Origin of the sequence: Lysobacter sp. Root983, assembly GCF_001429345.1 — a bacterium.
Lineage (GTDB): Bacteria > Pseudomonadota > Gammaproteobacteria > Xanthomonadales > Xanthomonadaceae > Lysobacter.
In genome coordinates, this window is the sequence record NZ_LMJO01000019.1 from 110,447 (window position 1) to 123,558 (window position 13,112).

At 68.8% G+C, this 13,112-nt stretch carries 9 protein-coding genes and 1 pseudogene; 5 read left to right on the forward strand and 5 right to left on the reverse strand.

Annotated elements, in window-relative coordinates; translation table 11 throughout:
• Positions 1-14: 14 nt before the first annotated feature.
• The gene (locus ASE43_RS19800; protein ID WP_057161663.1) at positions 15-2,447 is read right to left on the reverse strand and encodes a DEAD/DEAH box helicase; all 2,433 of its coding nucleotides are present in this window, start codon (positions 2,445-2,447) and stop codon (positions 15-17) included.
• 185 nt (positions 2,448-2,632) lie between these two features.
• Between ASE43_RS19800 and ASE43_RS19805 the strand changes: the two genes are divergently transcribed.
• On the forward strand, positions 2,633-4,312 hold the full coding sequence (locus tag ASE43_RS19805; RefSeq protein WP_057161664.1) for an NAD(P)/FAD-dependent oxidoreductase: 1,680 nt from the start codon (positions 2,633-2,635) through the stop codon (positions 4,310-4,312).
• 4 nt (positions 4,313-4,316) lie between these two features.
• A complete protein-coding gene (locus ASE43_RS19810; protein WP_057161665.1) occupies positions 4,317-4,955 on the forward strand; it encodes a DUF938 domain-containing protein in 639 nt (212 codons plus the stop codon).
• A gap of 71 nt (positions 4,956-5,026) precedes the next feature.
• Here the strand turns inward: ASE43_RS19810 and ASE43_RS19815 are convergent, their stop codons facing one another.
• From ASE43_RS19815 to ASE43_RS19820, 3 genes and pseudogenes are all read right to left on the reverse strand, one after another.
• A complete protein-coding gene (locus ASE43_RS19815; RefSeq protein WP_235568834.1) occupies positions 5,027-6,025 on the reverse strand; it encodes a HipA domain-containing protein in 999 nt (332 codons plus the stop codon).
• A gap of 36 nt (positions 6,026-6,061) precedes the next feature.
• A pseudogene (locus ASE43_RS22740) lies at positions 6,062-6,361 on the reverse strand (HipA N-terminal domain-containing protein); the annotation flags it as partial.
• Positions 6,361-7,134, reverse strand: a complete 774-nt coding sequence (locus ASE43_RS19820; RefSeq protein WP_057161666.1) for a helix-turn-helix transcriptional regulator — start codon at positions 7,132-7,134, stop codon at positions 6,361-6,363. The gene ASE43_RS19820 and the pseudogene ASE43_RS22740, both read right to left, overlap by 1 nt.
• 329 nt (positions 7,135-7,463) lie before the next feature.
• Between ASE43_RS19820 and ASE43_RS19825 the strand changes: the two genes are divergently transcribed.
• The 3 genes from ASE43_RS19825 to ASE43_RS19835 all read left to right on the forward strand — a co-directional run bounded on the left by ASE43_RS19825 (position 7,464) and on the right by ASE43_RS19835 (position 11,482).
• Complete coding sequence (locus ASE43_RS19825; protein WP_057161667.1) at positions 7,464-9,131, forward strand: serine hydrolase domain-containing protein; 1,668 nt, start codon at positions 7,464-7,466, stop codon at positions 9,129-9,131.
• Positions 9,132-9,267: 136 nt separating this feature from the next.
• The gene (locus ASE43_RS19830; protein ID WP_057161668.1) at positions 9,268-11,163 is read left to right on the forward strand and encodes a M61 family metallopeptidase; all 1,896 of its coding nucleotides are present in this window, start codon (positions 9,268-9,270) and stop codon (positions 11,161-11,163) included.
• Positions 11,164-11,299: 136 nt separating this feature from the next.
• Entirely contained in the window at positions 11,300-11,482 is a 183-nt protein-coding gene (locus ASE43_RS19835; RefSeq protein ID WP_235568833.1) for a DUF1272 domain-containing protein, read from the forward strand.
• A gap of 108 nt (positions 11,483-11,590) precedes the next feature.
• Here ASE43_RS19835 and yjjJ read toward each other — a convergent pair whose 3' ends face one another.
• The gene (yjjJ, locus tag ASE43_RS19840; RefSeq protein ID WP_057161670.1) at positions 11,591-12,973 is read right to left on the reverse strand and encodes a type II toxin-antitoxin system HipA family toxin YjjJ; all 1,383 of its coding nucleotides are present in this window, start codon (positions 12,971-12,973) and stop codon (positions 11,591-11,593) included.
• Positions 12,974-13,112 lie beyond the last annotated feature (139 nt).

Consider the following 13,112-nt stretch of genomic DNA (forward strand, 5'->3'; position numbering starts at 1 on the left):
CTCGGCGCTGACGCTCATGCCGCCGCGTCCGCGCGCAGCAGGCTCAGCACTTGCCGCGCCAGCGCCTTGGGCGTGGCCGTGCCGTCGCGTTCGTCGGCGGCCAGGGCCGGGCCGACGCAAGCCGGGCAGCCGGCGCGGCAGTCGCAGCGCTCGACCAGCTCGGACGCGCGCGTCAGCAATTCGGCCTGGCGCGTCCACAGCGGTTCGCTCAGGCCGACGCCGCCGGGGAAGTTGTCGTACAGATACACCGTGGGCACGAACTGCTGCACTTCCAGCAAGGCGACCTCGCCGCCTTCGACGCCGCGCAGTTGGCCGCGGCCGTTGCGATCGGCGGCGGCGAACCAGGCGCCGTCGCCGTTGCCCACCGCCTTCTGCAGATCGCGCGCGTCGGCCATCACCGCCACCGTTGCCACCACGTGCAGGGCGTGGCCGGCGCCGAGGAAACCGTCCAGCGCATCCTGGCGCGAGGCGAAGGCCGAGCGCAGCACCGCCGCCGGCAGCTGCCACCACACCGCGGTGGTGTGCAGTTCCTGGTCGGGCAGGTTGACCGGGCCGTAACCGATGTTCTCGTGGGTGTAGTAGCGGATCTTCTTGTAGCCGGCCACGCGCCGGACCACGTGGACCTCGCCGTGGTGGCTGTCGCCCAGGCCGGCCTCGCCGCCGTCGAAGCGCTCCAGCACCTTGAGCTTGGTGTAATCGATCGAGTCGGTGTAGTAGTCGACGTGGGTGCGGGTGACGTAGGCCTTGCGCCCCTCCCAATCCAGCTTCTCCACCTGATACGGCGTGGACTGGATCATGTGGATCGCGCCTTCGTACAAGGTCAGCGCCGCGGCCGAGTAATCGACCTCGGCGATGATGGTCTGGCGGCCGTCGCTGCGGTCGACCACCACGAAGTTGCCGTCGGCGACCGAGCGCAGGCTGACCGCATTGGCCGGGTAGCTGTCGGCGATCCATTCCCAGCGCTCGCCCTCGCGGTGCAGCACCTCGGTTTCCGCCAGCGCCTCCAGATACACCTGCGGATCGATCGGGCCGTAGGCCTCGCCGACCTGGAACGGCAGCTCGAAGGACGCGCAGCGGATGTGATCGAACAGGATCAGCGGCTGGTCGGGCGCGATGCGCGCGTGCTCGGGCGGGCTATCGGCGAAGAATTCCGGATGCCGCACCACGTACTGGTCCAGCGGCTGCGAACTGGCCACCAGTACGCCCAGAGCGGGGCGCTGGCGGCGGCCAGCGCGGCCGAAACGTTGCCAGGTCGCGGCGACCGAGCCCGGATAGCCGTTGAGCACCACCGCATCCAGGCTGCCGATGTCCACGCCCAGCTCCAGCGCCGAGGTCGAAACGATGCCGTCGACGCGGCCGTCGCGCATCGCCCGCTCGGCCTCGCGGCGCTCGCCGGGCAGGTAGCCGCCGCGGTAGGCGCGGATCCGCGCCGGCTTGCGCGGGTCGTGATCGAACACGTCCTTGAGGTACTTGGTCAGCACTTCCACCATCAGCCGGCTCTGCGCGAACACCAGGGTCTTAAGCCCGGACTTGATCGCGATGCGCGCGATGCGGTTGCTCTGCGAGCGCGCCGACGCGCGCAGGCCGAGGTCGGCGTTGACCACCGGCGGATTCCACAGCAGCACGTGCTTGTCGCCGCTGGGCGCGCCGGAGTCGACGATCGCGCGCACCGGCGCCTCGATCAGGGCCTGCGCATGCGCCTGCGGATTGCCGATGGTGGCCGAGCACAGGATGAACTGCGGATTCGCGCCGTAGAACGCGCACACCCGCTTCAGCCGCCGCAGCACGTTGGCGACGTGGCTGCCGAACACGCCGCGGTAGGTGTGGATCTCGTCGATCACCACGTAGCGCAGGTTCTCGAAGAACTGCGCCCACTTGGTGTGATGCGGCAGGATCGCCTGGTGCAGCATGTCCGGGTTGGATACCACGATGTCGCCGTGCAGGCGGATCGCCTGACGCGCATCGCCCGGGGTGTCGCCGTCGAAGGTGAAGGCTTTCACCCCGAGCTCGCCGGCGCGATTGAGCTCCAGCAGTTCGGCGACCTGGTCCTGGGCCAGGGCCTTGGTCGGGAACAGATACAAAGCCTTGGCGCCGCCGGCCATCGCCGCCGACAGCACCGGCAGGGTGTAGCACAGCGATTTGCCCGAGGCGGTCGGGGTGACCACGGCGACGTGCTCGCCGGCCTGGGTCGCGGCCCAGGCCTCGGCCTGATGGCTGTACAGGCGCTCGATGCCGCGCGCGCGCAGGGCTGCCCGCAGGGCCGCGGGCACGTCCTCGGGCAGGGGCGCGTAGCGGCCCTCGCGCCCCGGCAGCACGTAGTGGCCGGTGATGCGGTCGGCGTAGCGGCGGCCCAGGGCCTGCACCAGCGCGGCGCCGTCGCCGCGCTGGCCCTGCGCCGGCACCAGGCCGCGTTCGTCGTCGTCGTGACGCGCCAATGCCTGTGCCATGTCCGCTCCTGCCTGGGGTAGGCGGCGAGTTAAGCCCGCGGCCGTCTCAGCCTGTGAGACGTTCAGCCAGCCCGCGCGCGCCGTGCGAGTCGCGGATTCGACGGCAGCGACGACGCCCGCGCCCGCGGCGTCCGCGATGCGGCGCCGCGACCCGCTAAAATGCGCCACCGTCCAGGCCCTGGCCCATGCTCCGACTCACCGACATCAAGCTGCCGCTGGACCACGCCGAGCCGGCGCTGACCGACGCGATCCTGGCCCGGCTGGGCATCGGCGCCGACGATCTCAACGGCTACACCGTGGTCAAGCGCAGCTACGACGCGCGCAAGCGCGGTGCGATCGTGCTGATCTACACGGTGGACGTGGACAGCCCGCGCGCGCCCGAACTGCTGCAGCGCGCCCAGGCCGAGGCCGCGTCGGCGCGCGGCGCGGGTTCGCCGATCAAGCTGGGCCCCGCACCGGACACCACCTACAAGTTCGTCGGCCGCGCGCCGGCCCAGCTGCCGCTGCGCCCGCTGGTGATCGGCATGGGCCCCTGCGGCCTGTTCGCCGCCCTGGTGCTGGCGCAGATGGGCTTCCGCCCGATCGTGCTCGAACGCGGCAAGGCCGTGCGCGAGCGCACCGTCGACACCTTCGGCCTGTGGCGTAAGAAAGTGCTCAACCCGGAGTCGAACGTGCAGTTCGGCGAAGGCGGCGCCGGCACCTTCTCCGACGGCAAGCTGTACAGCCAGATCAGCGACAAGCAGCACCACGGCCGCAAAGTGCTGACCGAGTTCGTCGCCGCCGGCGCGCCCGAGGAAATCCTCTACGTCAGCAAGCCGCACATCGGCACCTTCCGCCTGGTGTCGATGGTCGAGCACATGCGCGCGACCATCGAGGCGCTGGGCGGCGAGATCCGTTTCTCGCACCGGGTCGACGACTTGCTGGTCGAGACCGACGCGGCCGGCGTGCGTCATGTGCGCGGCGTGACCCTGGCCAACGGCGAGCAACTGCGCGCCGACCACGTGGTCATGGCCCTGGGCCACAGCGCGCGCGACACCTTCGCCATGCTGCACGCGCGCGGCGTATACGTGGAGGCCAAGCCGTTCTCGATCGGCTTCCGGGTCGAGCACCCGCAGTCGTTGATCGACCGCGCCCGCTTCGGCCCGCAAGCCGGGCATCCGATCCTGGGCGCGGCCGACTACAAGCTGGTCCATCACTGCCGCAACGGCCGCTCGGTCTACAGCTTCTGCATGTGCCCCGGCGGTACCGTGGTCGCGGCCGCCAGCGAGCCCGGGCGCGTGGTCACCAACGGCATGAGCCAGTACTCGCGCAACGAACGCAACGCCAACGCCGCGATCGTGTGCGGGATCACGCCCGAGGACTGCGCGCCCTACGGCGAGGGCCCGCTCGCCGGCATCGCCCTGCAGCGGCATTGGGAAGCGCTGGCGTTCGAGCTGGGCGGCGGCGAGTACGAAGCGCCGGCGCAGCTGGTCGGCGATTTCATCGCCCGCCGCGCGTCCAGCGAATTCGGCGAGGTGAAGCCCTCCTACACCCCCGGCGTGCGCCTGGGCAGCCTGGACGCCTCGCTGCCCGGCTATGCGATCGAAGCGATCCGCGAAGCGCTGCCGGCTTTCGACAAACAGCTGCGCGGCTTCGCCATGCACGACGCGATCCTGACCGGGGTGGAGACGCGCACTTCCTCGCCGGTGCGCATCGCGCGCGGCGCCGACGGCCACAGCCTCAATACGCGCGGCCTGTTCCCGGCCGGCGAAGGCGCGGGCTATGCCGGCGGCATCCTTTCGGCCGGCGTGGACGGCATCAAGACCGCCGAGGCGGTGGCGCTGAGCCTGCTGGCCGATCTGGCGCGCGCCGGCGCGAACGCCTGAGCGCATGAGCGGCAAACCGCATTCGCCGTCCTGCGAGCGCAACCGCGAGCCGATTCTGGCGGTGCTGCGGCGCCACCTGCCGGCGCGCGCGAACGTGCTCGAGATCGGCAGCGGCACCGGCCAACACGCGGTGCATTTCGCCGCGGCGATGCCGGGCTGGGTCTGGCAATGCTCCGATCGCGCCCAACACCTGCCCGGCATCCGCGCCTGGCTGGACGAGGCCGCGCTGGCCAATACGCCGCCGCCGTTCGAGCTGGCGGCGGTGACCGCGCCGGTACCCGGATTCGCGCCGCCGCCGCGCATCCCCACCGATCCGGTGGCGCTGCGCTCGGGCTACGACGCGGTGTTCAGCGCCAACACCCTGCACATCATGGGCTGGCCGCAGGTCGAGGCGGTGTTCGCCGGCCTGGCGACGGTGCTGGCCGATGCCGCGACCGTGGCGATCTACGGCCCCTTCAATTACGCCGGCGCCTACACCAGCGACAGCAACCGCGATTTCGATGGCTGGCTCAAGCAGCGCGACCCGGTCTCGGGCATCCGCGATTTCGAAGCGGTCGACGCGCTCGCGCGAGGAATCGGCTTGAGTCTGGTCGCGGATGTTGAGATGCCCGCGAATAACCGCAGTCTGATTTGGCGGCGTTGACGAAGCCGGCGAGCGATCCACGCGCCTGGTCCTAGGCCGATTCGCGGGCGCGCGCAGGTTCTTGTCGCGCCTCAATCCGACGCTGTCGGCGGGCTCGGTTGCTGCGTGGCGGCTTGCGCATTCGCGGCCAGGTCCAGTAACGCCAGGGCGCGTTGGCAGGCGTCGGCGATGTCGTCGATCAATCGCGGTATCAGCGCATGCTCGATGCCGGCCTCCCGCAATTGCCGGGCCTCGGCTACCGCCTCGTCGGGCAGCACCCTTGCCATGACTCTCATCGTCTCCCAGGCGAAGTCGGCTTCCAGATTCAGCTCTTTGGCCAGGGAGAGCCAGTCGCGCGGATTGATCTCCTTCCAGCGGTAATGCCTTCCGACCTTCATCGCCATTTTGATCTTGTGCCGATCCAGATCGTCGTAAGGCAGGGCGCTGGAAATGTCGTAAAGCGGCGCCAGCCGCGCGCTGCCACCCTCGCCCAGCAGCAACGAATAGTTCTTGCCGTGGGCATCGGTGCCGGCGATCAACCAATTGAACATCAGCGCCAGGAACAGCGTCTCCACGTCCGTGCGCGGCATCAGCGAATGCTGGCGCAGCAGCGAGGCCATCGCCGCGGGCGAGGGGCCGCCTTCGTTCTGATACTTGCGCTGCGGATGGATGCCCAGCGCCTGGCAGAAGTCTTCCTGATGGACGCGCAACCAGGTTCCGTCCGCGCCCTGCTGGCGATCGTAGCGCTCCACGCAGATGGCGATTTCATCGCCGAAGCGCAGGATGCTGGAATGCGCGGTGGGCAAGCCCATTCGCGCCGACAGGCGCAGGCAGAAATGCTCGTTCTCCACATAGCCGTCGTGGTCGTTGCTGGGCGGCTTGAGGATGTGCGTAGTGGGGATGCGCCCGCTGGGAACCGCCCAACGCCCGCCTTCATTGAGCAGTGCGATTTTCGGCTGCGCACCGGCCAGGCTGAACTGTCCGACATCGTCGGGGCGACGGCCGGCGCCGCTATCGGCCCGTAGCCTGCGCAGCCGTTCGCCGACTTGCACCTCGTCCAACCATTCCTTGTGGTCGTCGTTGCCGTTCAACAGGGCTTCTAGACGATCCGGACGAACGAGTTGGATCGCGCCTGCGCAGTCCTCGCCCACCTGCGACAACAGCGCCAGCGGATTGCGGGCCGATACCTGGAACCTCGTGGCCCAGCGCTGTAGGGTGTGTTCGTTGTCCGGGAGCAAACCCCACAGCAGCGCCGAGACCGTGTCCGAGTCGTTGTGGCGTTCCTCGGCCAGGGGCAGGCTGAGCGAAATCGGTAGAGCGACGGTGGAGCCACGCCAGCCGGGGGCGTACTCGAAGCGCAGGCGGCCGTGCGGGTTTTCGAGAAAACGTCCGACGAAAGCCTCATTGAGCAGTGCCCACAGTTCCATCAGCGTTCTTCGTCGTCTTGGGGGGGCTGGTGTTTGCTCTTGCGGGTCTTCTTGGGCTTCGCGGCCGGCTTAGAACCCGGGGTGCTGTCAGCTGGTGCGACGATCGCCGGCTTGGTGCCTACTTCAACGGACGTGGGCGTGGCGAGTTGGCTGAGCCGATACAAAGAGCTGGTCGGATCGACCGCCCCGGCTGTGGCGCCGGCCGGCTGGGATCGGGCCAGTCGCGCCAACTGGGACGACGAGGTGGTCGCATTGATCTTCTTCAACCAGTCGGAGGCACTGTCCGGCAGGGGATTGGCCAGTCGTGCCAACTGGGACGACGAAGTGGTCGCGTTGATCTTCTTCAACCAGTCGGGGGTGCTGTCCGGCAGGGGATTGGCCAGTCGTGCCAACTGGGACGACGAAGTGGTCGCGTTGATCTTCTTCAACCAGTCGGAGGCGCTGTCCTGCAGGGGGACGGTCAATGGCGTCGAGCGATTCGGCCCGTGCCGATTGAGCACGTCGTTGATGTCGATGCCCGGCGATGGCGTGTTGACAGGAGCAGACCCGGGGGCTTTGTGCGCAGGCGATTCGGTGTGCAGCGACAGACCCAAGGCGTGCAGTGCGCGCAGGGCCAGATCCAACTCGGCGCGTGGCTTGCCTTTTTCGATGTCGATGACCCATTGCCTGCTGGCACCCACTTCCGCTGCCAGCTTGGCCTGATCCCAAGCCAGTTCCTTGCGTCGATTGCGGATGACAGCGCCCAGGTCTTTTGGAGTCTTGATGATCGCCATGCCTGGTGTCTCCCAGGTAATCGAATGGTGACATTAGTCTAATGTATGCGATCGTTTACATCAACTGAGTGTCGCCGAAAGAACACATCAAATGTAATCGATCGCAGACATTAGATTGATGTAATCGATCGCTTACATCAACTCAATGGTGCCGTAGACAGAGGATGTGGCGCCGAACGCGCAGGATCGCCATTTAAAGGCGCCAGGCGCCGAGGACGCATCGATGCGATGGCGCTTCCCCGGTTCCTGCCCGTATCGTCGCCCCGACGGCAGGGACGCTCGATCGACGGGCGTAGTCCCCGGCGCCGTCGCTCACGGAGCTCCCCCGCATGCGTCTTTGGATTCTGTCCCTCGCGCTGACCGCCGCGTCGCTGCCGGCGCTCGCCGCCGCGCCGCCGAATGCGGCCGAGGTCGCGCGTTTCGCCGAACGGCAACTGCAGGACAACTACCCGGCCGACGGCCCCGGCGCCGCGCTCTTGGTCGCGCGCGGCGATCAGGTGCTGTTCCGCGGCGCGCGCGGCGAAGCCAGCGTCGAGCTGGGCGTGCCGCTCACGCCCGACAGCGTGTTCCGGATCGGCTCGGTGACCAAGCAGTTCGCCGCCGCCGGCCTGCTCAAGCTGGTCGAGGCCGGCAAGGTCTCGCTGGACGATCCGCTGTCCAAGTACCTGCCCGACTACCCCAACGGCGCCCACATCAGCGTCCATCAGCTGCTCAATCACACCTCCGGGGTGAAGAGCTACACCGGCATTCCCGGCGTGATGGCCGGGCCGATCCGCATGGATCTGAGCACGGCGCAGCTGATCGATACCTTCAAGAACCAGCCGGTGGACTTCGCGACCGGCGCGCAGTGGGCTTACAACAACTCCGGCTACGTGCTGGTCGGTGCGGTCATCGAGGCCGCCAGCGGCCAGCCCTGGCATGCGTATCTGCAGCAGGCGCTGTTCGAGCCGCTGGGCCTGAAGCACACCCGCTGGGGCGACGACCACGCCCTGATCCCGGGCCAGGTCCAGGGCTACACGCTCAGCCAGGGCCGTCCGGCGCCGGCCAACTACGCCAGCATGAGCCAGCCGCACGCGGCCGGCGCGCTGGTGTCCACGGTCAACGATCTGCTGCGCTGGAACCGCGCGCTGCACGAAGGCAAGGTCGTGCGCGCCGATCTCTACGCCAAGATGATCCAGCCCGAAGGCGCGGCGCTGAAGGAGCACTACGGCTACGGCATCGAGCACACCCGCCTGCGCGACGGCGACCTGCTCGCGCACGGCGGCGGCATCTTCGGCGCGATGTCGTTCCTGCTCTACCTGCCGGGCAGCGACGTGACCGTGGCGATCGTGCAGAACAGCGACAGCGTGGCGCCGGGTAAGCGCGCGCCCGAGGTGCTGGCGCGCAAGCTGGCCGCCTATGCGATCGGTCGGCCCTATCCGGAAGCCCAGGCGATCGCGCCGGCGCCGGCGCAACTGAAATCGCTAGAAGGCGTGTACCGCTCCGACCCCAAGACCGCGCGAGCGATCCAGGTGGTCGATGGCCGTCTGGTCTCGCAGCGTTTCGGCGGCCAGCGCGTGGCGATGACCGCGATCGGCCCGGACGAGTTCGTATTCGAGGACGGTCTGAGCCGGCTGCGCTTCGAGCGCGACGCCCAGGGCGCGGTGACCGGCACCCGCTTCTACGCCGACGGCGAAGGCGAGGGCTCGTTCTCGCCGCGCACCGACGAGCCGCTGCCCGCGGCGACCGTCGCGATCGCGCTGCCCGCGGCGGCGCGCGAACGCGTGGCCGGGCGCTACACGCGCGAGGGCATGGTGCTCAATGTGTTCCAGCAGGGCGAGCAGTTGCTCGCGCAGATGGCCGGGCAGCCTTCGTTCGTACTGGCAGCGACCTCGCCCACGCGCTTCGCGATCGATTCGGTCGGCGCGGTGCTGGAGTTCGCGCCCGAGTCCGGACCGGCCAAGATCCTGACCCTGCGCCAGGGCGGCGCGGTACTGGAGTTCCAGCGCGCGCCCTGAGCCCGCGCGGCCGCCTGCGCCGTGTGCCGGAGGCGGCATTCGGCGCGACGGGCCGCGAAACGTGACCTATGGGAGAGGAGCGCGCGGCCGGCGCACGTAGGATGCGGGATCGTCCCCGTTACGCCGGAGCCGCTCCATGCCCCATCGTCCGTCGCCCGCCGTGTTGCCGCTGCTGATCGCGGCGCTGCTGCCCCTGTCGTCCGCAGCCCAGACCGCGCCGCTGGCGGACACACCGTACCCGGGCACGCTGACGCTGGAGGTCGACGCCACCGACGTCGCCCACCGCGTGTTCCGCAGCAAGCAGCGCATCCCCGTGCAGCCCGGCCCCTTGACCCTGCTGTATCCGCAGTGGCTGCCCGGCAATCACTCGCCGACCGGTCCGATCAACAAGCTCGCCGGCCTGGTCGTCACTGGCAACGGCCAGCGCATCGCCTGGACGCGCGATCCGCTCGATGTCTACGCCTTCAAGCTGGTGGTGCCCGAGGGCGTGAGCACGATCGAGCTCGCGTTCGACTATCTCTCGCCCACCGGCGGCGAGCAGGGCCGGGTGGTGATGAGCCAGGACCTGCTGAGCCTGCAATGGAACGCGGTCGCGCTGTATCCGGCCGGTCACGCCGCCGGCCGCATCCAGATCGCGCCGTCCTTGAAGCTGCCCGCGGGCTGGCAATCGGGCACCGCGCTGGAGGTCGAATCGCGCGAGGGCGACACCCTGCGCTACAAGCCGGTGTCGTTCGAGACCCTGGTCGATTCGCCGTTGTTCGCGGGCCGCTACTACCGCCAGATCGACCTCGCGCCCGGCGCCAAGGTGCCGGTGCGATTGAACATGGTCGCCGACCATCCCAAATACCTCGAAGCCAAGCCCGAGCAGCTCGCCGCGCACCGGCGCATGGTCGAGCAAGCGATGCGCCTGTTCCGCTCCCAACACTACGATCGCTACGATTTCCTGTTCTCGCTGTCCGACCAGATCGGCGGCATCGGCCTGGAGCACCACCGCTCCAGCGAGAACGGCGTGGATCCGGAGTACTTCACCGACTGGGACAAGAGCGCGGTCGGCCGCGACCTGCTCGCGCACGAGTACACCCACTCCTGGAACGGCAAATTCCGCCGTCCGGCCGATCTGGCCACGCCCAACTTCAACGTGCCCATGCAGGACAGCCTGCTCTGGGTCTACGAAGGCCAGACCCAGTACTGGGGTTATGTGCTGACCGCGCGCGCCGGCATGTGGAAACCGCAGACCGCGCTGGACGCGCTGGCGATGACGGTCGCGGCCTACACCACCGATCGCCCCGGCTTCGCCTGGCGCAACGTCCAGGACACCACCAACGATCCCATCATCGGCCTGCGCCGGCCGCAAGCCTACCGTAGCCAGCAGCTCAGCGAGGAGTACTACTCCGCCGGCCAGCTGATCTGGCTTACCGTCGACGCCAAGCTGCGCGAACTCAGTCGCGACAAGCGCTCGCTCGACGATTTCGCCGCCGCCTTCTTCGGCGTCGACGACGGCAGCTACGCGGTCAAGCCCTATACCTTCGACGACGTGGTCGCGACCTTGAACGCGGTAGCCCCCCACGACTGGGCCGCGTTCCTGCGTCAGCGCCTGGACGCCAACGCCGCGCCGCTGGACGGCCTGGCCGCGAGCGGTTGGAAGCTGGTCTACACCGACAAGCCCAACGACTACGTCAAACAGAGCGAGGGCGCACGCAAAGTCACCGATCTGAACTGGTCGCTGGGCCTGATCGTGTCGAACAAGGACGCGACCCTGTCCTCGGTGCGCTGGGACGGCCCAGCCTTCAACGCCGGCCTGGCGCCGGGCTCGACCCTGCTTGCGGTCAACGGCTATACCTTCGAGGGCGAGCGCCTCAAGGACGCGATCACCGCGGCCAAGGACAAGGGCGAGCCGATCGAGCTGGTGGTCAAGCAGGGCGAAGCGGTCAAGACCGTGCGCATCGATTACCGCGAGGGGCTCAAGTATCCGAGCCTGGAGCGCATCCCCGGCACGCCGGATCGGTTGTCGAAGATCCTGGCGCCGAAGTAGATGGCCTCGCAGGCGGCGCCGCCTTCGCCTTCGTCGCCGCAGCCAACGCGACCCGACGTGGCGACGCTCGTCGTCGCCGCCGTCGCGCGCTAGGCTGCGCGCATCCGTCGCGCCCGAGGCCGCCCGCATGCTCGAAATGAAACCCCAGTGCGAACGCTGCAGCGCCGCCCTGCCGCACGACAGCGCCATGGCGCTGATCTGCAGCTACGAATGCACGTTCTGCGTCGACTGCGTGCAAGGGCCCTTGGACGGCGTATGTCCCAACTGCGGCGGCCAGCTGCAGCCGCGTCCGACGCGCGTCGCCAAACCCATCGCCTGAGCCCGTCCGCTTTTCGCGCGTGCCGCCACGTCGGGATTGCGTTGGGTAATGCGTCGCGTTCGAACCCCAAGCCGCGCCGCACGCGATGAGCTCGCCGGTCCGGTGCGCTCAGCCGGGGAAGCGCTCCAGCAGCTGCTCGATCCGTTGCGCGTTGCCTTGCGCGATTGCGCGGAACGCCGGCCCGATGCGCTCGTCGGCCATGGCGCGCCGCCATAAGGCCAGCCCGGCCTCGCCCGCCCAGCGCCAGCTCGCCAGGGCGCCGACCGGCAACGGCAGCGGGTAGGGGCGCTCGTGCACCGCGCCGCCGGCTCCGGGCCGATAGTGCATGGGCAGCATGTCGTAGACCGGCGCCAGCGCGACCCGCAACCGATCCGGCTGGCAAAGGAAGCTGAGGTTGCCGAAGTGCATGTCGATGTTGCCGATGAAGCGGCCGAACAGGTGCAGGCGGCGGATGCGTTCGGCATCGTCGCCACCGATCAGGCCTTCGCGCTGCAACGCGGCCGCCGACACCGGCCAGTTGCCCGGATCGCTGCCGGCGTAGGCCGCATCCAGCGCAAGCAGCGACACCATGCCGCGCCGCCCGCGCCGCGCCGTGCGATCGAAGCGCGTGGATTGCAGAAAGCGCCAGCCGTCGCTGTCGATCAATTCGGTGGCGGCCGCGTCGATGCCGCGCTCGGACAGCACCTCGCCCGCCAAGTGCTCGCAGGCCAACAGATTGACCCAGCGGCGCGCGGTGGCATTGTCGGGGTCGTGGCGCGCGAACTTCACGATCACGCTCTGGCGTTCGCCTGTAGGCAAATCCAGCTCGGCGGTGAACTTGGGCTGCTCGCCGCCAGCCGAGGAGCCGGGCGCTTCCCCGGCTTCGGCCTGGAGCGCGCGTTGCGGATAGATCAGCGCGCGCTCGTCGGGCGCGATGATCGTGTCCAGGTTATCCAGCACGGTGTCCAGCAGCGCCTGTTCCAGCGCCTGTTCGCCCAGCACCAGGTCGCCGGGCAGATCGCTGCCGCGACGTAGCAACGCGGTCACCACGTCTTCGGGCTGCCACAGCAGCACGTCCGCGGGCGCCTCCAGTTCGGTCGCATGGCGATGCGCGAACGCGCGGCCCAGGAATCCCTGCGGCCGTAGATCGTCCAGAAACCAGGGCAGATCCGGATACAGGCCGTCGGCGAATTCGCCGTGCCGGTACAGCGGCAGCGGGCGCTCGGATTGCAGGAACCAACCGCCATAGACCACATGCAATCGGCCGAGTTGATCGGGCTGGCCATCGGGGGTGATCCGGTGCAGCGGCCAGTCGCTGCCGGCCCGCCCCAGTGGGCGCGAAAGCGCGTAACGGGCGGAGCGGGCACGGCCGATCCGGACCAGGCGCGTGCCCAGCCCGGCCAGCGCGCGCGACACCGTGGGCTGGCTGAGCTCCATCGCCGCGGCCAGCTCGGCGGCGGTGCGCGGCCCGCGACGCAGCAGGGCCTCGGCGGCTTCGGTATGACGGCTCATGCCTTAATTTGAATCTATTTGTGAATAGATAGTCAAGTGCAAAACTGGTCTTGACCCCTAAAATTCGGACTTAAGACCCTGCGGCCGGTAATTCGGTGAATAGATACTTTTGTTTTTGCTCTGGTTAGCCTCGGCGGCG